The following is a 19,139-nucleotide window of genomic DNA, read 5'->3' as shown; positions in this document are numbered from 1 at the left end:
CCGACTCGGGTGTGCGCCAGCGCACACCGACGAGCGGCGGGTGCGCTGCGACGAACGGCGCGAGGGTGACCGATTCCCCGGTCAGTCGAGCCAGCGGGTGAGCTCGGCCGCGAGGCCGTCGTCCTCGACGGAGCCGGTGACGTGGTCGGCGACCTGCTTGAGCTCGTCGGGCGCCTGGCCCATGGCGACGCCGCGGCCCGCCCAGCGGACCATCTCGACGTCGTTGCTGCCGTCGCCGACGGCGAGCACGTCGGCCGCCGTGACGCCCATCGACGCGCACACGACCTCGAGGCCCGAGGCCTTCGAGACGCCCTCGGGCGCGAGGTCGAGCCATGCGGTGTAGCCGATGTAGTAGTTCGTGCCGTCGAGGCCGAGGTCCTCCACGAGCGCGGAGAACTCGTCGCGGTCGTGGTCGGGCGCGCGGACCACGACACGGGTGACGGGCTGCGAGACCATCCGGTTGACCTCGTCGAGGATGATCTCGCCGGTGATCTCGCCCTTGGGGAACGCACGGTTCACGCGGTAGCCGACCCCGACCTCCTCCACCGCCACGAGTGCCTCGGGCACCCGCTCGAGCACGCGCTTGACCGCCTCGCTGGCGTCGAACGTGGTGGTGTGGACGACCTCGAACGGGTCGACGTTGAAGACGACCGAGCCGTTGCTGGCCACGCCGAGCCCCTCGCGGAAGCCGAGCTTCTCCAGCACGTCGTACACGCCCGGCACGGCGCGGCCCGTGGCGATGACGACGGGGATCCCCTGCTCGCGCAGGCCCAGCACGGCGTCGCGCACGGCAGGGCTCAGCGTGTTGCGGTGGTCGACGATCGTGCCGTCGACGTCGAGGGCGACGAGCCGGGGACGCCAGCTCACGCGGACGCCTGACCGAGGGGTCGCAGCACCTCACCGAGGTACGGGTGCAGCGCGGCGGGCAGACGCACCGAGCCGTCCTCCTGCTGGCCGTTCTCGAGCAGCGCGACGATCGTGCGCGTCATGGCGCAGAGCGTGCCGTTGAGGGTGGCGACGTGGCTGGTGCCGTCGTCCGCGGCGCCGCGCGTGCGGACGTCGAGGCGGCGGGCCTGGAACTCGGTGCAGTTCGAGGCCGACGAGAGCTCGCGGTACTTGCCCTGCGTGGGGATCCACGCCTCGCAGTCGAACTTGCGCACGGCCGAGAGGCCGAGGTCGCCCGCGGCCACGTCGATGACGCGGAACGGCAGCTCCAGCTTCTGCAGCCAGGCCTTCTCCCAGCCCAGCAGGCGCTCGTGCTCGGCGGCGGCCTGGTCGAGCGTCGTGTAGACGAACATCTCGACCTTGTCGAACCAGTGCACGCGGAAGATGCCGCGGGTGTCCTTGCCGTACGAGCCGGCCTCGCGGCGGAAGCACGGGCTGAAGGCGGCGTAGCGGCGCGGCAGCGACTCGGTGGGGAGGATCTCGCCACCGTGGTAGGCCGCGAGGGGCACCTCGGACGTGCCGACGAGGTACAGGTCGTCCTTCTCCAGGTGGTAGACGTCGTCGGCCGCCTGACCGAGGAAGCCGGTGCCGTCCATCGCCTGCGGCTTGACCAGCGCGGGCGGGATCATCGGCGTGAAGCCCCACTCGGCGGCGGTCGACATCGCCAGCTGCACGAGCGCGAGCTCGAGCTGGGCGCCCACGCCGGTGAGGTAGTAGAAGCGCGAGCCGCTGACCTTCGCCCCCCGCTCCATGTCGATGGCGCCGAGCATCTCGCCGAGCTCGAGGTGGTCGCGCGGCTCGAAGCCCTCGGCCGCGAAGTCGCGCGGCGTGCCGACCTCCTCGAGCACGACGAAGTCGTCCTCGCCGCCGGGAGGCGCGTCGACCGTGGGGTTCGGGAGGGTCTTGAGGAGCTCCTCGAACGCCTGGGCGGTGGCGCCCTGCGCCGCCTCGGAGGTCTTGACCTCGGCGCTGAGGTCCTTCGTGCGGGCGAGCAGCGCCTGCTTCTCCTCGCCCTGCGCCTTCGGGATCTGCTTGCCGAGCTGCTTCTGCTCCGCGCGCACCGCCTCGAACCGCACGATGGCGGCGCGACGGGCCTCGTCGGCCGCGATCAGCTCGTCGACGACCTCGGGCGACTCGCCGCGGCGCTCCTGAGCGGCACGCAGCAGGTCGGGTTCGTCACGCAACAGTCGAGGATCGATCACCCCGCCAGCCTAGCGAGGCGTGACCGGCCGACGTGTCGCGGCGCGGTTACGCTGGGGCAGCCCCATTCCGGACGAGAGGACTGTTGTGACGATCGACCTGCGCCGTGCCGACGGTGACCGGCCGCTCATCCCGAACGCTCTCCTGGCGGTCGAGTGCGTCCTGTTCCTCACCCTGGCCGTGCTCGTGTCGATGCGCTGGCAGCCCCTGATGGACCTCGACCAGTCGGTCGCGGAGTGGGCGTACGACGTGTCCGAGCCGCGTGCGTGGCTCGTCAGCCTGCTCGACATCACCGCGATCGTGACCAGCAACTGGTCGGTCGGGATCGTCCTGGCGGTGCTGGCCGGGCTGCTGTGGTGGCGCCAGGAGCGCATCCTCGCGCTGTGGGTCGTCGCGTCCGGCGTCGTGGTGCTGGGCGGGAACGCCCTGATCAAGCTGGCCGTCCGCCGCGAGCGGCCGGTGTGGGACCTTCCGCTGCACGAGATCGGCGGCTGGTCGTTCCCGAGCGGCCACTCGGCCGGCGCGGGCCTGTTCTTCACCGTCATGGCGCTGCTGACGATCGTGGCCACCGGCCGCGGCCTGCGGCGCCGGCTGCTGCTGACCCTGTGGGTCGTCCTCACGCTGCTGGTGGCCGCCGACCGCGTGTTCCTCGGTGTGCACTTCCTCAGCGACGTCACCGCGGGCGTGTGCTTCGGCAGCGCCGTCACGCTGATCCTGTGGCACGTCATGGTGCGCGGCAGCGGCCGCCTGCCGTCCGACCTCGCCGTGGTCACGGGCTCGGGTCGACGTCGCGCCGCGGTCGTGCTCAATCCCGTCAAGGTCGGCGACATCGAGGACTTCAAGGCCAAGGTGCGCCAGGTCGGCGCCTCGCACGGCTGGGACGAGCCGCAGTGGTTCGAGACCACGATCGAGGACCCGGGCCACGGTCAGACCCGCGCGGCGCTGGACGCCGACGTCGACCTGGTCATCGCCGCGGGCGGCGACGGCACGGTGCGCGCGGTGTGCGAGGAGGCCACCCGCTCGGGTGTCGCCGTCGGCGTGCTGCCCCACGGCACCGGCAACCTGCTGGCGCGCAACCTCGACATCCCCGTGAACACCCGCGACGCGCTCGACGTGGTGTTCGGCGGCCAGGACCGCGCGATCGACCTCGCCACCTTCACGACCGACGGCGGCACCGAGACGTCCTTCCTGGTGATGGCGGGCCTGGGCATGGACGCGATGATCATGACCGGCGTCAACGAGGACCTGAAGAAGCGCGTCGGCTACCTCGCGTACTTCGTCTCGGGCGTCAAGGCCATCACCTTCCCGCGCACCAAGGTCGAGATCACCCTCGACGACGAGGAGCCGCGCCACTTCCGCGCGCGCACCGTCGTCATCGGCAACGTGGGCTTCCTGCAGGGCGGCATCCCGCTGCTGCCCGACGCGCAGATCGACGACGGCCTGCTCGACGTGGTCATCGTCGCGCCGAAGCGCTTCATCGGCTGGCTGTCGATCGTGGCCCGCGTCATCACGCGCCGCAAGACCAACGACGCCCGCCTCACCCGGCTGTGCGCGCAGCGCGTGCACGTGAAGGCCGAGAAGCCCGTGCCGATGCAGCTCGACGGCGACCCGGCCGGCGAGGGCCGCGAGATCACCGCCGAGGTGCACCCCGGCGTGGTGCTCGTGCGCGTGCCGGCGACGCTGGCGCCCGCCGAGTGACGCTCAGCTGCCGGGGACGATGGCGGTGATGACCGTGCCGTCGGCCCGGCGGCGTCCCGAGACCGACGGCGGCGTGCCCTCGATCTGCGGTCCCTGACCCTCGAGCGGCACCACGACGGGCTCGCCCGGCCGCACGGTCACCGTGCGCTTGCGGACGAAGAACTGCGGGTCGACCACCCGGCCGCGGGCGTCGGGCAGCTGGTCCTCGACGACGAGCTCGAGCTGGTCGCGGCGCACCGTGACGCGCACGCGGGTGCCGTGCACCGTGACGCGGTAGACCAGCTCGTCCCAGTCGTCGGGCAGCCGCGGGTCGATCGTGAACTCGCCCTGGTGGTCGCGGAACCCGCCGAAGCCTCCGGCCAGCACGCTCCAGACACCGCCGGTCGAGGCGACGTGGACGCCGTCGGTGGCGTTCTTGTGCCGGTCGGCGAGGTCGACGAACAGCGCGCCGAGGAAGTAGCGGTACGCGAGGTCGCGGTAGCCCACCTCGGCCGCGATGATCGACTGGACCACGGCCGAGAGCGTGGAGTCGCCCGTCGTGATCGGGTCGTAGTACTCGAAGTTCGCGCGCTTCTGCTCCGCCGTGAAGTGGTTGCCCTGCAGGTACAGCGCCAGCACGACGTCGGCCTGCTTGATCACCTGGAAGCGGTAGATCACCAGCGGGTGGTAGTTCAGCAGCAGCGGCCGCTTGTCCAGCGGCGTGTGGTCGAGGTCCCAGACCTCGCGCTCGAGGAAGTGCTGGTCCTGCGGGTGCACGCCGAGCGCCTCGTCGTAGGGGATCGCCATGTTGCGGGCGGCGCGCTCCCAGTCGGTGATCTCGTGCTCCTGGAGCGCCAGGCGGGTGACCATCCGGCGGTGGGCGTCAGGAGCGCGCTTCTCCAACTGCTTCACCGCGAGCGCGGCGGCGCTCAGGTTGAACCGGGCCATGACGTTCGTGAAGAGGTTGTCGTTGACGACGGTCGTGTACTCGTCGGGTCCGGTGACGCCGTGGATGTGGAACGTGCCCACCTCCTCGTCGCGCCAGAAGCCGAGGTCCACCCACATCCGCGCCGTCTCGACGAGGATGTCGATGCCCTGGCGGATCATGAAGTCCTCGTCGTCGGTGGCGAGGTAGTACTGCGTCACGGCATACGCGATGTCCGCATCGATGTGGTACTGCGCGGTGCCCGCGGCGTAGAAGGCCGAGGCCTCCTCGCCGTTGATCGTGCGCCACGGGAACAGCGCGCCCGACTGCGACATCTCACGAGCGCGCTTGCGTCCGGCCTCGAGGAGGCTGTGCCGGAACCGCAGGGCGTTCCGGGCATGGTCGGGATTCGTGTAGGTCAGGAACGGCAGGACGTAGACCTCGGTGTCCCAGAAGTAGTGGCCGCTGTAGCCCGACCCCGTGACGCCCTTGGCGGGGATGCCGGCGCCCTCGGCGCGGGCGCTGGCCTGGGCCACCTGGAACAGGTTCCAGCGAATCGCCTGCTGGATGCTGTCGTGCCCGGGCACCTCGACGTCGGAGCGCTCCCAGAACTCGGCGAGCCAGGCGACCTGCGCCTCGCGCTGGTGGGCGACGCCCTCGGAGCAGGCGCGGTCGAGGGTGCGGCGGCAGCGGTCGACGAGCTCGCGCACCGGGACGCCGCGCGACGTGTGGTACGAGACCAGCTTCGTCAGGCGGACCTTCTGGCCGGGCTCGGCGTTGATCCGGTAGGTCACCTTCGCGAGGTCGTCCTCGACCTGCACGCGGGTCGTGTACTCGTTGTCGGTCTCGAGGATGTGCTCGGCCGCCACGGCCAGGGTCATGCCGCTGTCGGCGCACCGGAAGCCCAGCTCGACGCGGCCCTGGTCGGCGTCGCCCCACTGGTGCTTGGGCTCGAGCACGCGGCGGTCGAATCCGTCGGACTTACGGGGGTCGTGTCCCTCGCCCATCGCCTTGGAGCGGACGTGGTACTCGTCCTCGCCGTCCTGGCGGTTGAGGATCTGCGACGAGATCGCGATCGGCGCGTGGTCGTCGACCATCTCCACCTCGAACTCGAGCACCGCGAGGTGGCGCTCGGCGAACGAGACCATGCGGTTGGCCACGACGCGCACGAGCTTGTTCGAAGGAGTGCGCCACAGGATCTCGCGGCGCAGGACGCCGTCGCGGAAGTCGATCGAGCGCTCGTACTCGAGCAGGTCGGCCACGCTCAGCAGCAGCGGCTCGTCGTCGACGTAGAGGCGGATGACCTTCGCGTCGGGGGCGTTGACGATCGTCTGGCCGACGCGGGCGAAGCCGTAGGCCTCCTCGGCGTGGTGGATCCGCCACGTCTCGTGGAAGCCGTTGATGAACGTGCCGTGGGTGTGCGAGTCGCGGCCCTCGGTGACGTTGCCGCGCATGCCCAGGTAGCCGTTGCCCACTGCGAACAGCGTCTCGGTGACGCCGAGGTCGGTCTGGTCGGGGTGCGTCTCCACCAGCCGCCACGGATCGGCGGGCCAGCGGTCGCGGTCCAGGAAGTCCTCCGCCAGCGGCGCCTCGTGCGAGCTCATGCCAGCAGCTCCGCGAGGTCCGAGACCACCACGTCGGCGCCGTTCTCGCGCAGGACGTCGGCGCCCGCACCGCGGTCGACGCCGACGACGAGGCCGAAGTCGCCCGCCGCGCCGGCCTGGACACCCGAGACGGCGTCCTCCAGCACGACGGAGCGCTGCGTGGGCACGCCGAGGCGCTCGGCCGCGGCGGCGTAGGTGTCGGGCTCCGGCTTGCCGGCGATCTGCTCGCTCGCGGCGACCTCGCCGTCGATGATCACCTCGAAGCGCTCGGTGAGGCCCGCGGCCTCGAGCACGAGCTTCGCGTTGCGCGAGCTGGAGACCAGCGCGGCCTTGACGCCACGATCCTCCAGCGCGTCGAGCAGCCGCACCGAGCCGGGGTAGGCCTCGACGCCCTCGGTGCGCAGCACCTCGGAGAAGTAGTCGTTCTTGCGGTTGCCGAGCGCGCAGACGGTCTCGGCGGCGGGATCGTCCGACGGGTCGCCGTACGGCAGGTCGATGCCGCGGGACTCCAGGAACGACCGGACGCCCTCGTACCGTGGCTTGCCGTCGACGTACGCGAAGTAGTCGGCGTCGGTGTAGGGGTCGGCGTCGGGGTGACCGGCCAGGAAGTCCGTGAACATCCGGCCCCAGGCCATCTCGTGGACCTCGGCGGTGGGCGTGATCACTCCGTCGAGGTCGAACAACGCGGCGTCGTAGTCGTTCCAGTCCACGCAATCAGCCTAGGGGCTCGGTGCCGGTGACCACGAACCCCGTGACCGACGGCACGTCGATCGTGGCTGCCGTGTCAGCGGATGGTGACCTGTCGGCTGACCAGGTCGCGGCGTGCGGTGCGCTCTGCCGCGGACAGCTCGGCCGTCTGCGCCTTCGCCTCGTCGAGCGAGGCGACGAACGCCGGGAGGGCCGCGTCGAGCTCCTCGGCCCCGACGCCCTCCAGCTCCCAGACCGGGACCAGCAGGCCGTGCGCGCGGAAGATGCCGATGAGCGTGGTGCCCTCCGTGATCGCGTCGGTGCCCGCGGCGCGCAGCCGCGCGAACGCGTCGAGCAGCGGGCCCTCCTCGTCGAGCATGATCCAGCGCAGGAACGCGTGGTCGCCCATGTCGGTGACGTAGGCCGAGTCGGTCGCGGTGAGGCGCGTGGTGGGCGCGACGGTGGCGTTGGCCTCCTCGAGCGCGGACGCGGCGGCGGACGAGCCGCGGTCCTCCTCGACGAGCCACCAGTCGAAGCCGTCGTGCAGCTCGAGCTCGAACGACGCGTCGGGCGCGATGAGGTCCTGCAGGCGGTCGCCGACACCGGGAGGCGTCATCCGGATCGGGGTGCCGGGCTCGGTGTCCCGCGCCACCTCGATGACGTGCGCGAGGTCGCGGCTGATGTCGCCGTGGTTGTGCAGTACCTGCAGGGCCACCCAGATCTCGCCGTCAGGACGGACCAGGCCCGCGCCGGCACCGGGGAGCAGCGAGCAGACGCGGACGGTGCCGCCGTCGCGCAGGCCCACCACGGCGGTGGCCGACGGGACGAACTCGCGCATCGCGACCCAGTCGCCCTCGGCGGGGAGTCCTTCGAAGGTGCGCGCCACGAACGGCATGCGCTGCTTGGCCGGCTTGGTACGCCTCGACTTCTTGCCCATGGCCGACACGGTATCCGTCGGCTGCCGACGGCGGTCGCTCAGGCCAGCGTGAGCTCGGCACGCACGCACGTGCCTTCGCTGAGGTCGACCGACCACTTGTCGGCGACCCGGCTGATGATCGAGAGGCCGCGGCCGCCGAGGGAGTCCTCGTCGAAGGGGCGCGGCACCATGTCGACGCCATGGCCGGAGTCGCGGACGCTGAGCAGGAGGTGCCCCTCCTCGATGGCCCAGCCGATCTCCATCGTGCCGTCCTGGTCGGGGGTGCCGTGCGCGACGGCGTTGGCGATCATCTCGCTCAGCACGATCAACGCGTTGTCGATCGCGGCGAGGTCGGTGCGGTTGCGGGTGAGGAAGGCCGCGAGCTTGGTCCTGGCGATGCCCGGGGTGGAGGACTCGAAGGGCAGTCGCACGAGGTCGCGGCTCTGCACCATGTGTCCCTCCTCTCTCGCAGCCGGCGGTCGCTCCGCACGCATCACGGGGCGCGCGAATGGGCGCCACGCAGCCATGACTAGTAACAATTAACCATTCAACTCTCCCGGTTTCAAGACCCACAGGAGGTCCCGCGCCCCATGAGTGACTCCGGTCTGCCCCAGGTGTCCGTGACCGAGGTGCCCGACCCGCTGCCCGAGGACTGGGTCGTGCTGGACGTCCGCGAGCCCTTCGAATGGGAGGCGGGACACATCGACGGGGCGGTCCACGTCCCGCTCGGGCAGCTGCCCCTGCAGGTGGAGCGGCTGGATCCGCAACGCCCGATGCTGGTGGTCTGCCACCTCGGGCAGCGATCAGCGCACGCGACGGCGTGGCTGACCTCGATGGGTCACCACGCGGTGAACCTCGAGGGCGGGATGGACGCGTGGGAGGCTGCCGGGCGCCCGGTGGTGTCGTAGCGGCTCAGCGTCCCCAGACGCCCGGGTCGCCCGGGTAGGACGGCGCGTTCGGCGGCACGAGCGACTGCGGTGGCACCGGAGCGGCAGGCTGGACCGGGGCTGCCGGGATCGGCGCGTGGTCCGACGGGCCGGGCACGTACGGCGGCGGGGGCACGACGACGTAGGCGGGAGCGGGAGCGGGTGCCGGCAGCGGCGGGCGCCGGCGCTGCAGTCCGCGGCGCCGCGCCGAGAGCTCGACGAGCCCCCAGAAGACCAGGCACATGACCGTGGACGGGACGACCTCGTTCCACATGCCCGCGCCCTCGCCGCTGGAGTCGATCAGGCCGAGGACGTCGAGGGTCAGCAGCACCATGTTGTTCGCGACGTGCAGCGCGACCGCGGCCTCGAGGCCACCGGTGCGGATCGTGATCAGGGCCGCGACCACGCCGAAGAGGAAGACCGAGACCAGGCCCCAGATGTTGTAGAGGTGCCCGGCCGCGAACAGCAGACTGGTGGCGATCACCGGGACGGCCGCGAATCGCGTCCACGACCCGATCAGCTGCATCAGCGCGCCGCGGAACACGTACTCCTCGGCGGCGGCCTGGAACGGGACGACCAGCAGCACGATGAGCAGCACGAGCAGCGCTCGGCCGCCGGGGTCGTCGAAGCCGAGGGACTCGCCCGACGCGGCGGCCAGGACGATCGAGAGGCCCAGCGCGGTGCCGACGACGACGAAGGCCAGGACCGCGCACCAGCCCAGCCAGCGCCAGCGCACGTGACCCACCACCGAGTGGAGGTAGCCCACGTGGCGGCGCCAGATCACCGCGACGGACACCAGGACGCACGGCAGCAGCAGGACGATCGAGAGCAGCTGGAACAGCAGGGCGCCCGGCTCGTCGGTGTCGACGGTGGCGCCGATCGAGTCCAGCCACGCGTCGAAGCTGGCGCCGCTGCCCACCACGACCAGGGCGGCGACGACGACCAGGACGATCGTGAGCGCCAGGTAGAGACCGGTGCCCGCGACGGCCGCGACCGGCAGCCGCCAGTGGGCGAAGTCGGGTGACTCGCGGGCGAGCCGGTGGTACGGCGTCGAGGTGGTCATCGCCGCATCCTCACACACGACGCGCGACGCCCCCGGCCCTGTGTCCACAGGGGCGGGGGCGTCGGAACGCGCAAGGAATTACTTCGCGGACTTGGCGGCAGCCTTGAGGCGCGAGCCGGCGCTGACCTTCACGCCCTTGCCGGCGGGGATGTCGATGGTCTCACCAGTGGCGGGGTTGCGACCCGTGCGGGCGGCGCGCTCGACGAGCTCGACCGAGAGAACACCCGGGATCGAGATCTTCTCGCCCTTGGCGACCGAGTCGATGACGAGCTCGGCGAAGGCGGTGACGAACTCGTCGACGTCCTTCTTGGTGCTGCCGGTCTTGTTGGCCAGCTCGGCCACGAGATCGTTGCGGGAAAGTGCCACGATTCTGCTCCTGAAATGGATGAAATGGGTACGCGTGCAGTCTAGGGAGCACGCGGAGGGGTCCGCCTCCCGGGGGCCCCCGGCGTGTCGCGAGATTTCAGTCCCAATCGGGTGCGGGGAGGTCCACGAGGGCCTCGATCGCGGCCAGGTAGGTCGCCCGCGGGACCTCGCGGACGCCCAGCGTGGCCAGGTGCGGGGTCTGCCACTGGGTGTCGATCAGCCAGTCCGGCAGGACCGACATCCGCTCGACCAGCCCGACCAGCGCGGCCTTCGACGCGTCGGTGCGGCGGTGGAACATGGATTCGCCCGCGAACAGAGCGCCGATCCCGACTCCGTAGAGCCCGCCGACCAGCCGTCCTTCCTCGTCGCGGGTCTCGACGCTGTGCGCGTGGCCGAGCTCGAAGAGCCGCACGTACGCGCGGCGGATCGAGGCGTCGATCCAGGCCCCGGGACGGCGCGGGTCGGCGCACGCGTCGATGACGGCCTCGAAGTCGGTGTCGACGGTGATCGTGAACGACCGCATCGAGCGCCGCAGCGACCGCGAGACCCTCAGGTCGCCCGGGCCGAGCACGCCGCGCTGCGTCGGCGACCACCACAGCAGCCGGCGGCGGTCGGGCATCGGGAACGCGCCGCGGCGGTACGCCTCGAAGAGCGTGGAGGGCTCGAGGTCGGCGCCGGAGGCGACGCAGTCGTCGTCGGGCCACTCCGCGGGCTCGAACGCCCAGGGCGAGGGCGGCAGGGGGACCGGCGTCATGCGTCCAGCATGGAGGCCAGGTGGTGCTCGACCGCGCTCCCCCACTCGGCGACCTCGGCGGCGGTGGCGGTCAGCAGGGCCCGGTGCCACGTGACGGCCCGGTTCACCGCGTGCGTGAAGCCGGTGGCGCGCCACAGCCGGTCGAACTCCTCGGGCTCGACCTCCCAGACCTCGCGCCACGCGGGGACGACGTCGGCCCAGGCCACGTCGTCGGACGACGTGACCACGCCGTAGGGGACGCAGAGCAGCTCGACCGCGTGGGCCCACATGCCGTCGCCGAGGTCGAACAGGGCGACGTGGCCGTCGGTGCCGTAGAGGTTCCACGGGTGCAGGTCGCCGTGCTGCCACGTGGAGGGCACGGTGGACTCCGCGAGCTCGGCGCAGGCGTCCACGAGCTCGGAGCGCCGCGAGCGCAGCGCCTCGATCGTGCCCGGCGCGACGTGCGGACCCTCCTCGGCCGGCATCTGCTCGTGGATCTCGAGCATGCGGTCGAAGCGGTCGACGACGGTCTCCGGGGCCGCGTCGGGCAGTCCGGTGGCGAGCAGCTCCTCGCGGTGGTCGACGAGCGCCCGCTGGACCCGCGCGGCCTCGGCGACCGCGAGCCGCCAGTCCTGCGCGGTGGGCGTGCGCTGGTCGCCGACCGTGGGGCCGTGGTCGCGGGTGAGCATCCAGCCCTGCTCGGCGTCGATCGCGAGCGGCTCCTGGACGGCGCCGGGCACGAGCCTGGCCATCTCCTGCTGCAGCGCCGGCTCGAACGCCATCGCCGGGCACGTGGCCTTGAACCAGACGAGTCCGGCGTCGGTCGGCACGGTGAGCTGGGTCGACCAAGCGCGGATGCGCGGCTGCTCGCTCGGGCCCGTGACCGCGATGCCGTGACGCGCGAGCGCCTCCGCGGTCCACTCCTCGGCGAGGGCGCGCCACTGGGGAGTCGCCACCTGCGTCGAGAACGGCTCCTGCGCCATGGGCCCACCCTAGGGGGCCCGGGGCCGTTGCGCGTGCGGCGAACGAGCGCATTCGCGCCGTCTTCCTATGCTTGCGGCATGGGAATGAAGGACCGGATCGCGAAGGAGGCGGGCACCCGGGTGGTGCCCTCCGTGGCCTCGGGCTACGTCCGCACGGTCCTCGACAAGGCCATCGATGGCATCGGGCCGCTGCGCCCCGTCGTGGAGACGGCCGGGGCCAAGCTCGCCGCGAACGCCGGTGACGTGGAGAAGGCCGTCGCCTCGCTCGTCCGCTCGCACACGAGCCTCGCGGGCCTGCAGGGGTTCGTCACGAACCTCGGCGGCGTCGCACTGGCGCCCGCCACGGTCCCGGCCAACGTCGTCGGCGTCACGATCGTGCAGTGCCACCTCGTCGCGAGCATCGCCCACCTGCGCGGCTACGACATCGAGGATCCGCGCGTGCGCAACGCCGTGCTCGCGGTGATGCTCGGCGAGGACACGGTCAAGGAGATGATCAAGAAGCGCACGCTGCCCTCGTCGCCGATGGCGCTCGCGACCTCCCCGGTGCACGACCCCGTGCTCGACGACCGCATCGCCAAGGAGGTCACCGGCGAGCTGGTCGGCCGCACGATCGGCCGCCGCGCGCTCATGCTGGCCGGCAAGAAGATCCCGCTGCTCGGCGGCGCGGTCGGCGCCGGTGCCGACGGCTTCGGCACCTGGCAGGTCGGCCGCTACGCGCAGTCCGAGCTCAAGGACCGCCGCCTCCGTCGCCGCTGACCTCCGCCCGTCCCGAGATTTGCTCCATTTTCGACCTTTCAACACCTCTGAAACGTCGAAAATGGAGCAAATCTCGGGTCAGGGCGGTCAGGCGAGGGCGCGGACGACGGCCGAGGGGCTCTCGCGACCGAGGACCTCGGCCATCCGCACGCTGGCACGGACGAGCGCCGGCAGGTCGACGCCGTGCTCGATGCCGAGGCCGGTGAGCATCCAGACGAGGTCCTCGGTGGCCAGGTTGCCCGTCGCGCTCTCGGCGTAGGGGCAGCCACCGAGACCGCCGGCCGAGGCGTCGAACGTGGTGATCCCGCAGCGCAGCGCCGCGAGGGCGTTCGCGAGCGCCTGCCCGTAGGTGTCGTGGAAGTGCATCGCGAGCCGGGCGGCCGGCACGCCCGCGTCGGCGAAGTCGCCGACGAGCCGGGCCACGTGCGCGGCGGTGCCGACGCCGATCGTGTCGCCGATCGAGAGCTGGGTCGCGCCGAGGTCGAGCAGGCGCCGTCCGACGCCCACGACCTGGGCCGGGTCGACGGCGCCCTCCCACGGGTCGCCGAAGCACATCGAGACGTACGCGCGAACGTCGACTCCCGCGTCGAGCGCGCGGCGGACGACGGGCTCGAACAGCGCGAACTGGCCCTCGACCGAGCTGTTGAGGTTCTTGGCCGCGAAGGTCTCGGTGGCGCTGGCGAAGATCGCGATGTGCCGCACGCCGGCCTCCAGGGCGCGGTCGAGACCGCGCTCGTTCGGGACCAGGACCGGCAGCGGAACGCTTCCCGCCACGGGGAGCCGCGCCACGACCTCGCCGGCGTCGGCGAGCTGGGGCACCCACTTCGGGTGCACGAAGCTGGTGGCCTCGACGACCGGCAGCCCCGCGGACACGAGGTCCTCGATGAACGCGACCTTCGCGTCCACCGGAACGATCCCGGACTCGTTCTGCAGGCCGTCGCGCGGGCCGACCTCGTAGATCGTCACGCGCGCGGGCAGGCTGGGGTCGCGCTCGACCATCGGCAGTGCCATCAGTCCTCCTGCGCCTCGACGTGGAACAGCAGGTCGCCCATCTTCACCTGGCGCCCGACCGTGGCGGCCACCTCGGTGACGACGCCCGCGTGGGCGGCGGTGAGCGCCAGCTCCATCTTCATGGCCTCGACCGCCCCGAGCCGCTGACCGGCCTCGACGCGCTGGCCCGGCTCGACCTCGACGGCGATGACGGTGCCGGGCATCGGCGCGGTCACCTCGGCGTCGCCGGCGTGCAGCGTGCGTGGCCGACGCGTGCCGTCGGGCCGCTCGAAGACGTGCGTCTCACCCTCGATCGCCACCCACGCGCGGGCGCCGTCGGTGGTGTTCGGGACGACGTGGTCGGGCCACGCGCTGACCTCGTGGCGGACGCCCTCCTCGTCGACGACGGGCAGGACGAGCGGCGCGGCGGGACCGGCGACGCGCCAGCCGTCGTCGGGCGCGGGCCAGAGCAGACGTGCCGCCGCGGCGGCCGCGCTCCGGGGCACCTCGGGCGGTGCGAGCAGGTCCTCGGGCTCGGCGTCCAGCCAGCCGGTGTCCATCGCCGCATCGCGGAACGTGGCCGAGTCGACGATCCGGCGCAGGAAGCCGACGTTCGAGCGGATGCCGAAGACCGCGGTCGCGTCCAGCGCCTCGACCATCGCGTCGACGGCCTCGTCGCGGTCGTCGCCGATCGTGATGATCTTCGCGATCATCGGGTCGAACGAGGAGCTCACGTCGGCGCCGTCGAAGTCCTCGATGACCGACTCGATGCGGGCGCCGGGCCACCAGACCTCGCGGATCCGGCCGGCCTGCGGGAGGAAGCCGGCGTAGGGGTCCTCGGCGTAGACGCGCACCTCGACCGCGTGGCCCACCTCGACGACGTCCTCCTGCTCCAGCGGCAGCGGCTCGCCCGCGGCGACCGCCAGCTGCCAGTGGACGAGATCGGTGCCGGTGACCTCCTCGGTGACCGGGTGCTCCACCTGCAGGCGCGTGTTCATCTCGAGGAAGTACGCCTCGTCGCCGTGGACGAGGTACTCCACCGTGCCCGCGTTGACGTAGCCGACCTCGCGGCACAGGGACACGGCGGCGGAGCGGATCCGCTCACGGACGCGCGGGTCGAGGCCGGGCGCCGGGGCCTCCTCGACGACCTTCTGGTGGCGGCGCTGCACGGAGCAGTCGCGGTCGAGCAGGTGCACCACGTGGCCGTGCCGGTCGCCGAAGACCTGGACCTCCACGTGACGGCCGCCCTCGACGAAGCGCTCGATCAGCAGGGTGTCGTCGCCGAACGCGGCGCGCGCCTCGCGGGCGGCGGTGGCGAGCGCGTCGGCGAGCTGCTCGGGCCGGCGGACGACGTGCATGCCCTTGCCGCCGCCGCCGGCCGCGGCCTTGACCAGCACGGGATAGGCGTCGGCGGGCACCGCGTCGGGCTCGTAGCGCGGCATGACCGGCACCCCGGCGCGCTCGGCGACCTCGCGGGCACGGTCCTTGCGTCCCATCAGTTCGATGACGTCGGCGTCCGGACCGACGAACACCAGACCAGCCTCGGCCACGGCCCGCGCGAACGGCGCGTTCTCGGAGAGGAAGCCGTAGCCCGGGTGCACGGCGGTCGCGCCGGCCCCCCGTGCGGCCTCGACGATCGCGGCGCCGTCGAGGTAGCCCGGCACCTCGACCGCGTCGTCGGCGAGGGCGAGGTGCGCGGTGTCGCCGGGGACGTGCACCGCGATCCCGCGGATGCCGAGCTCACGGCAGGCCCGCAGCACGCGGGCGGCGATCTCGCCGCGGTTGGCGACGAGCACGGAGTCCAGGGCCATGTCTCTCACATCCGGAAGACGCCGAAATTCGGCGCGGGAACGGGGGCGTGCGCGGCGGCGGCGAGGCCGAGCGCGATGACGCGGCGGGTGTCGCCGGGATCGATGATCCCGTCGTCCCACAGCCGCGCGGTGGAGTAGTAGGGCGAGCCCTGCGTCTCGTACTGGTCGCGGATCGGCGCCTTGAACGCCTCCTCGGCCTCGGGCGACTCGAAGTCGCCGCGCACGGTGGCGAGCACCGATGCGGCCTGCTCGCCGCCCATCACCGAGATGCGCGCGTTCGGCCACATCCACAGGAAGCGCGGGTCGTAGGCGCGGCCGCACATGCCGTAGTTGCCGGCGCCGAACGAGCCGCCGATGACGACGGTGAACTTCGGGACGACGCTCGAGGCGACGGCCGTGACGAGCTTGGCGCCGTCCTTCGCGATGCCGCCGTTCTCGTACTCCTTGCCGACCATGAAGCCGGTGATGTTCTGCAGGAACACCAGCGGGATGCCGCGCTGGTTGGCCAGCTCGATGAAGTGCGCGCCCTTGAGCGCCGACTCGCTGAACAGGATGCCGTTGTTGGCGATGATCGCCACGGGCCAGCCGTCGATGTGCGCGAAGCCGCAGACCAGCGTGTCGCCGTAGAGCGGCTTGAACTCGTGAAGTCGCGAGTCGTCGACGATGCGGCTGATGACCTCGCGGACGTCGTACGGCGTGCGCGAGTCGACCGGGACCACGTCGTAGAGGCCGTCGGGGTCCTCACGCGGCGGGAGCGCCTCGCGGCGGGTGATCGTGGGCTGCTGCGGACGGGCGAACGTGTCGACGATCGAGCGGACCAGCTGCAGCGCGTGGTAGTCGTCGTCGGCGAGATGGTCGACCACGCCCGAGACCTTGGCGTGGACCTCGCCGCCCCCGAGCTCCTCGGCCGTGACGACCTCGCCCGTCGCGGCCTTCACCAGCGGCGGGCCGCCCAGGAAGATCGTGCCCTGGTCGCGGACGATCACGGTCTCGTCGCTCATGGCGGGCACGTAGGCGCCGCCGGCGGTGCACGAGCCGAGGACGGCCGCGACCTGGGGGATGCCGCGCGACGACATCTGCGCCTGGTGGAAGAAGATCCGGCCGAAGTGGTCGCGGTCGGGGAAGACCTCGTCCTGCATCGGCAGGAACGCGCCGCCGGAGTCGACCAGGTAGAGGCACGGCAGGTGGTTGTCGGCCGCGATCGTCTGCGCGCGCAGGTGCTTCTTCACCGTGAGCGGGTAGTACGTGCCGCCCTTGACGGTGGCGTCGTTCGCCACGATCACGCAGTCGCGGCCCGAGACGCGGCCGATGCCGGTGATGATGCCCGCGCTCGGCACGGCGAACGGGTCGTCGCCGTACATCCCGTAGGCGGCCAGCGCGCCGACCTCGAGGAAGGGCGACCCGGGGTCGAGCAGCCGGTCGACCCGGTCGCGCGGCAGCAGCTTGCCGCGCCCGACGTGGCGGTCGCGGGCCTTCTCGGAGCCGCCCAGGCGTGCGGTCGCGGTGCGCTCCCGCAGCTCGGCGACGAGCTCTCGCATGTTCACGGCTCGAAGGTTAACACTCATTAACCTGCGCTGCTATGCTCCTTCCGTGAGCCGGCGCGAGCAGATCCTCGAGACCGCGGCCGGACTGTTCGCCGAGCGCGGCTACCACGGCGTCTCGGTCAACGACATCGGTGAGGCGTGCGGCATCTCCGGCCCCGCCCTCTACAAGCACTTCGCCGGCAAGGAGGACCTGCTGGCGCAGTCGCTGACCTCGATCAGCGAGCGCTTGCTGTCGGAGGGGCGCCGCCGCCGGGCCGAGGCCCCCGACGCCTCCGCCGCGCTCGACGCCCTCGTCGCCTGGCACGTCGAGTTCGCCCTGACGCACCCGGCGCTCATCGTGATCCAGGACCGCGAGTGGTCGAACCTGCCCGAGCGGGCGCAGGCCGCCGTGCGCGAGCTGCAGCTGGCCTACATCGACGCGTGGGTCGAGACGCTGCGCGAGCTGCGGCCCGACCTCGACCGAGGCACGGCCCGAGCCGCCACCCAGGCGGTGTTCGGCCTGATCAACTCCACGCCGCACTCGGCGCGGATCAGCTCGGACTCGATGGCACGACTGCTGGCGACGATGGCGCGGGACGCGCTTCTCGCCTCCGGAGCGTGACCGTCGCGACCGCGACGCCCACCATCATCACGACGCCGCCCACCCACTCGAGCGTGCTGGGCACCTCGCCCAACGCAGCCCACGCCGCGGCGACCCCCACCGGCGGCACCAGCAGGATGTAGGGCACCACGCTGGCCGCGGGGTAGGACGCCATGAGGCGGTTGAAGATCGTGTAGCCGACCAGCGACGCCAGCACGACCGTGTAGAGCGTGCTGCCCCAGGCGGCGAGGCCGAAGTTCCCCAGCGCGTCTCCGATCTCGGCGGGACCCTCGAACAGCAGCGACATCGCCAGGCAGGGCAGCGGCACGACGAGCGCCGACCAGACCACGAGCGACAGGCCCGAGGGCACCTTGGCCGCCCGGGCGATGACGTTGCCGATCGCCCACGAGAGCGCCGCGCCGACGGTGACGAGCAGCGGCACGAGCGGCGCGTCCTGGTGGAAGCCCCACGCGACGATCGCGAGACCGGCGGTGCCGATGGTGGCGCCGATCGCCTGGCGACGCGAGGCGCGCTCGCCCAGGACTGCGGCGGCGATGAGGATCGTGAAGATGACCTGGGCCTGCAACACCAGGGCCGCCAGGCCGGCGGGCATCCCGATCGCCATCGCCAGGTAGAGCAGGCCGAACTGGCCCAGGCTCATGAACAGGCCGATGCCGAGGACCGAGCGCAGCGGTGCCTGCGGCCGGGCCACGAAGAACACGAGCGGGAACGCGACGAGGGTGAACCGGATCGCGAGGAAGAGGAACGGCGGCACGCCCTGCAGGCCGACGTGGATGGCCACGAAGTTGCAGCCCCACAGCACCGCGACGAGCACCGCGAGAAGACTGTCGCGTCGGGTCACCGGACCATGCTCGCAGGGCGCCACGCGCCGCACAGCGGAAGGGCCCGCCAGGTTGCGTCAAGATCGCGCCACGGGGCGGTGGGTCACAGGGGCAGCGAGATCACCGCGGGCACCGGGGTGCCCGTCGCGAGGAGGTCGAGCACGTCGCGCTCGTGCGGGACGAACGGCTCGGGCAGCGCCGACAGCGGGTACCAGCCCATGTCGGAGGCCTTGTCGGCCTCGCGCAGCTCGGCGTCGCCGCCCCACTGCGTGACCTCGAAGAAGAGGTCGATCCGCTGCTCCACCTGGGGGCCCCCGCGCTCGAAGCGGTGGATCGCGGTGAGCGGGTGGAGATCGTCGGGCGCGATCGAGACGCCGGCCTCCTCCTCGGCCTCGCGGACGGCGGCCTCGTGCACGGACTCGCCCGGGTCGACGTGGCCGGCGATCACGGCCCAGTAGCCGTCGCGGTAGCCCGTGCCGTGCCGCCGCTGCACGAAGACCTCGTCGCCGCGGCGCAGCACCACGTAGGCGGCGGCGACGAGCAGCGAGCGGGAGTCGGCGTGGTCGTCCAGCGGGTAGTGCTCGGTCATCG

General features: G+C 72.0%; 19 protein-coding genes. 4 read left to right on the top strand and 15 right to left on the bottom strand.

What is annotated here, in order from left to right:
• Nucleotides 1-81: 81 nt before the first annotated feature.
• Both BJ975_RS15410 and serS read right to left on the bottom strand, forming a co-directional pair.
• The gene (locus tag BJ975_RS15410; RefSeq protein WP_179427505.1) at nucleotides 82-867 is read right to left on the bottom strand and encodes an HAD family hydrolase; all 786 of its coding nucleotides are present in this window, start codon (nucleotides 865-867) and stop codon (nucleotides 82-84) included.
• Nucleotides 864-2,147 (bottom strand): serine--tRNA ligase, encoded by a 1,284-nt coding sequence (gene serS / locus BJ975_RS15405; RefSeq protein ID WP_179427503.1) that lies wholly within the window; start codon nucleotides 2,145-2,147, stop codon nucleotides 864-866. The genes BJ975_RS15410 and serS overlap by 4 nt, the downstream gene beginning before the upstream one ends.
• Before the next feature lie 85 nt (nucleotides 2,148-2,232).
• Here serS and BJ975_RS15400 point away from each other — a divergent pair, with 85 nt between their 5' ends.
• Nucleotides 2,233-3,843, top strand: a complete 1,611-nt coding sequence (locus BJ975_RS15400; RefSeq protein WP_179427501.1) for a YegS/Rv2252/BmrU family lipid kinase — start codon at nucleotides 2,233-2,235, stop codon at nucleotides 3,841-3,843.
• 3 nt (nucleotides 3,844-3,846) lie between these two features.
• Here the strand turns inward: BJ975_RS15400 and BJ975_RS15395 are convergent, their stop codons facing one another.
• The 4 genes from BJ975_RS15395 to BJ975_RS15380 all read right to left on the bottom strand — a co-directional run bounded on the left by BJ975_RS15395 (nucleotide 3,847) and on the right by BJ975_RS15380 (nucleotide 8,406).
• Nucleotides 3,847-6,351, bottom strand: a complete 2,505-nt coding sequence (locus BJ975_RS15395; protein ID WP_179427499.1) for a glycoside hydrolase family 65 protein — start codon at nucleotides 6,349-6,351, stop codon at nucleotides 3,847-3,849.
• Nucleotides 6,348-7,061: an HAD family hydrolase gene (locus tag BJ975_RS15390; RefSeq protein ID WP_179427497.1), complete on the bottom strand. Its 714-nt coding sequence runs from the start codon at nucleotides 7,059-7,061 to the stop codon at nucleotides 6,348-6,350. The genes BJ975_RS15395 and BJ975_RS15390 overlap by 4 nt, the downstream gene beginning before the upstream one ends.
• 74 nt (nucleotides 7,062-7,135) lie before the next feature.
• Nucleotides 7,136-7,975 (bottom strand): DUF5926 family protein, encoded by an 840-nt coding sequence (locus tag BJ975_RS15385; RefSeq protein ID WP_179427495.1) that lies wholly within the window; start codon nucleotides 7,973-7,975, stop codon nucleotides 7,136-7,138.
• 38 nt (nucleotides 7,976-8,013) lie between these two features.
• Nucleotides 8,014-8,406: an ATP-binding protein gene (locus BJ975_RS15380; RefSeq protein ID WP_179427493.1), complete on the bottom strand. Its 393-nt coding sequence runs from the start codon at nucleotides 8,404-8,406 to the stop codon at nucleotides 8,014-8,016.
• Nucleotides 8,407-8,544: 138 nt separating this feature from the next.
• On the opposite strand from BJ975_RS15380, the gene BJ975_RS15375 reads away from it, so the two are divergent.
• Nucleotides 8,545-8,862 carry a rhodanese-like domain-containing protein gene (locus tag BJ975_RS15375; RefSeq protein WP_179427491.1) on the top strand — a complete coding sequence of 106 codons (318 nt, stop codon included), beginning with the start codon at nucleotides 8,545-8,547 and terminating at the stop codon, nucleotides 8,860-8,862.
• A 4-nt stretch (nucleotides 8,863-8,866) separates the two neighbouring features.
• On the opposite strand, the gene BJ975_RS15370 is transcribed toward BJ975_RS15375, so the two are convergent.
• The 4 genes from BJ975_RS15370 to BJ975_RS15355 form a co-directional block, all read right to left on the bottom strand.
• Nucleotides 8,867-9,943 (bottom strand): CPBP family intramembrane glutamic endopeptidase, encoded by a 1,077-nt coding sequence (locus tag BJ975_RS15370; protein ID WP_179427489.1) that lies wholly within the window; start codon nucleotides 9,941-9,943, stop codon nucleotides 8,867-8,869.
• 78 nt (nucleotides 9,944-10,021) lie between these two features.
• A complete protein-coding gene (locus BJ975_RS15365) occupies nucleotides 10,022-10,309 on the bottom strand; it encodes an HU family DNA-binding protein (protein WP_179427488.1) in 288 nt (95 codons plus the stop codon).
• A gap of 97 nt (nucleotides 10,310-10,406) precedes the next feature.
• A complete protein-coding gene (gene aat, locus BJ975_RS15360) occupies nucleotides 10,407-11,063 on the bottom strand; it encodes a leucyl/phenylalanyl-tRNA--protein transferase (protein ID WP_179427486.1) in 657 nt (218 codons plus the stop codon).
• Nucleotides 11,060-12,025, bottom strand: a complete 966-nt coding sequence (locus tag BJ975_RS15355) for a phosphotransferase (RefSeq protein WP_179427484.1) — start codon at nucleotides 12,023-12,025, stop codon at nucleotides 11,060-11,062. The genes aat and BJ975_RS15355 overlap by 4 nt, the downstream gene beginning before the upstream one ends.
• A gap of 78 nt (nucleotides 12,026-12,103) precedes the next feature.
• On the opposite strand from BJ975_RS15355, the gene BJ975_RS15350 reads away from it, so the two are divergent.
• Nucleotides 12,104-12,781: an EcsC family protein gene (locus tag BJ975_RS15350; RefSeq protein WP_179427482.1), complete on the top strand. Its 678-nt coding sequence runs from the start codon at nucleotides 12,104-12,106 to the stop codon at nucleotides 12,779-12,781.
• Nucleotides 12,782-12,868: 87 nt separating this feature from the next.
• On the opposite strand, the gene BJ975_RS15345 is transcribed toward BJ975_RS15350, so the two are convergent.
• The 3 genes from BJ975_RS15345 to BJ975_RS15335 are packed head-to-tail and all read right to left on the bottom strand — an operon-like array spanning nucleotide 12,869 to nucleotide 17,120.
• On the bottom strand, nucleotides 12,869-13,792 hold the full coding sequence (locus BJ975_RS15345; protein ID WP_179427480.1) for a hydroxymethylglutaryl-CoA lyase: 924 nt from the start codon (nucleotides 13,790-13,792) through the stop codon (nucleotides 12,869-12,871).
• Complete coding sequence (locus BJ975_RS15340) at nucleotides 13,792-15,582, bottom strand: ATP-binding protein (RefSeq protein WP_179427478.1); 1,791 nt, start codon at nucleotides 15,580-15,582, stop codon at nucleotides 13,792-13,794. Before BJ975_RS15340 ends, BJ975_RS15345 begins: the two co-directional genes overlap by 1 nt.
• 5 nt (nucleotides 15,583-15,587) lie before the next feature.
• Complete coding sequence (locus tag BJ975_RS15335; protein WP_179428376.1) at nucleotides 15,588-17,120, bottom strand: carboxyl transferase domain-containing protein; 1,533 nt, start codon at nucleotides 17,118-17,120, stop codon at nucleotides 15,588-15,590.
• A 52-nt stretch (nucleotides 17,121-17,172) separates the two neighbouring features.
• On the opposite strand from BJ975_RS15335, the gene BJ975_RS15330 reads away from it, so the two are divergent.
• Nucleotides 17,173-17,727 carry a TetR/AcrR family transcriptional regulator gene (locus BJ975_RS15330; RefSeq protein ID WP_317628246.1) on the top strand — a complete coding sequence of 185 codons (555 nt, stop codon included), beginning with the start codon at nucleotides 17,173-17,175 and terminating at the stop codon, nucleotides 17,725-17,727.
• On the opposite strand, the gene BJ975_RS15325 is transcribed toward BJ975_RS15330, so the two are convergent.
• Nucleotides 17,657-18,568, bottom strand: coding sequence for an EamA family transporter (locus BJ975_RS15325; protein ID WP_179427474.1), 912 nt, complete (start codon nucleotides 18,566-18,568; stop codon nucleotides 17,657-17,659). The genes BJ975_RS15330 and BJ975_RS15325 overlap by 71 nt on opposite strands.
• Nucleotides 18,569-18,651: 83 nt before the next feature.
• Nucleotides 18,652-19,137, bottom strand: coding sequence for an NUDIX domain-containing protein (locus BJ975_RS15320; RefSeq protein WP_179427472.1), 486 nt, complete (start codon nucleotides 19,135-19,137; stop codon nucleotides 18,652-18,654).
• Nucleotides 19,138-19,139: the final 2 nt, after the last annotated feature.

Origin of the sequence: Aeromicrobium tamlense, from assembly GCF_013408555.1 — a bacterium.
In the GTDB taxonomy this organism is placed as follows: domain Bacteria; phylum Actinomycetota; class Actinomycetes; order Propionibacteriales; family Nocardioidaceae; genus Aeromicrobium; species Aeromicrobium tamlense.
Note: the sequence above shows the minus strand (reverse complement) of the source record. Positions and strands in the feature narration are given on the sequence as shown.

Excerpts from the sequence above, each read along its gene's own strand:
- BJ975_RS15395 (WP_179427499.1), bottom strand. The coding sequence starts at position 6,351 with ATGAGCTCGCACGAGGCGCCGCTGGCGGAGGACTTCCTGGACCGCGAC.
- BJ975_RS15385 (WP_179427495.1), bottom strand. The coding sequence starts at position 7,975 with ATGGGCAAGAAGTCGAGGCGTACCAAGCCGGCCAAGCAGCGCATGCCG.
- BJ975_RS15380 (WP_179427493.1), bottom strand. The coding sequence starts at position 8,406 with ATGGTGCAGAGCCGCGACCTCGTGCGACTGCCCTTCGAGTCCTCCACC.
- BJ975_RS15375 (WP_179427491.1), top strand. The coding sequence starts at position 8,545 with ATGAGTGACTCCGGTCTGCCCCAGGTGTCCGTGACCGAGGTGCCCGAC.
- BJ975_RS15370 (WP_179427489.1), bottom strand. The coding sequence starts at position 9,943 with ATGACCACCTCGACGCCGTACCACCGGCTCGCCCGCGAGTCACCCGAC.
- aat (WP_179427486.1), bottom strand. The coding sequence starts at position 11,063 with ATGACGCCGGTCCCCCTGCCGCCCTCGCCCTGGGCGTTCGAGCCCGCG.
- BJ975_RS15355 (WP_179427484.1), bottom strand. The coding sequence starts at position 12,025 with ATGGCGCAGGAGCCGTTCTCGACGCAGGTGGCGACTCCCCAGTGGCGC.
- BJ975_RS15350 (WP_179427482.1), top strand. The coding sequence starts at position 12,104 with ATGGGAATGAAGGACCGGATCGCGAAGGAGGCGGGCACCCGGGTGGTG.
- BJ975_RS15345 (WP_179427480.1), bottom strand. The coding sequence starts at position 13,792 with ATGGCACTGCCGATGGTCGAGCGCGACCCCAGCCTGCCCGCGCGCGTG.
- BJ975_RS15340 (WP_179427478.1), bottom strand. The coding sequence starts at position 15,582 with ATGGCCCTGGACTCCGTGCTCGTCGCCAACCGCGGCGAGATCGCCGCC.
- BJ975_RS15335 (WP_179428376.1), bottom strand. The coding sequence starts at position 17,120 with ATGCGAGAGCTCGTCGCCGAGCTGCGGGAGCGCACCGCGACCGCACGC.
- BJ975_RS15320 (WP_179427472.1), bottom strand. The coding sequence starts at position 19,137 with ATGACCGAGCACTACCCGCTGGACGACCACGCCGACTCCCGCTCGCTG.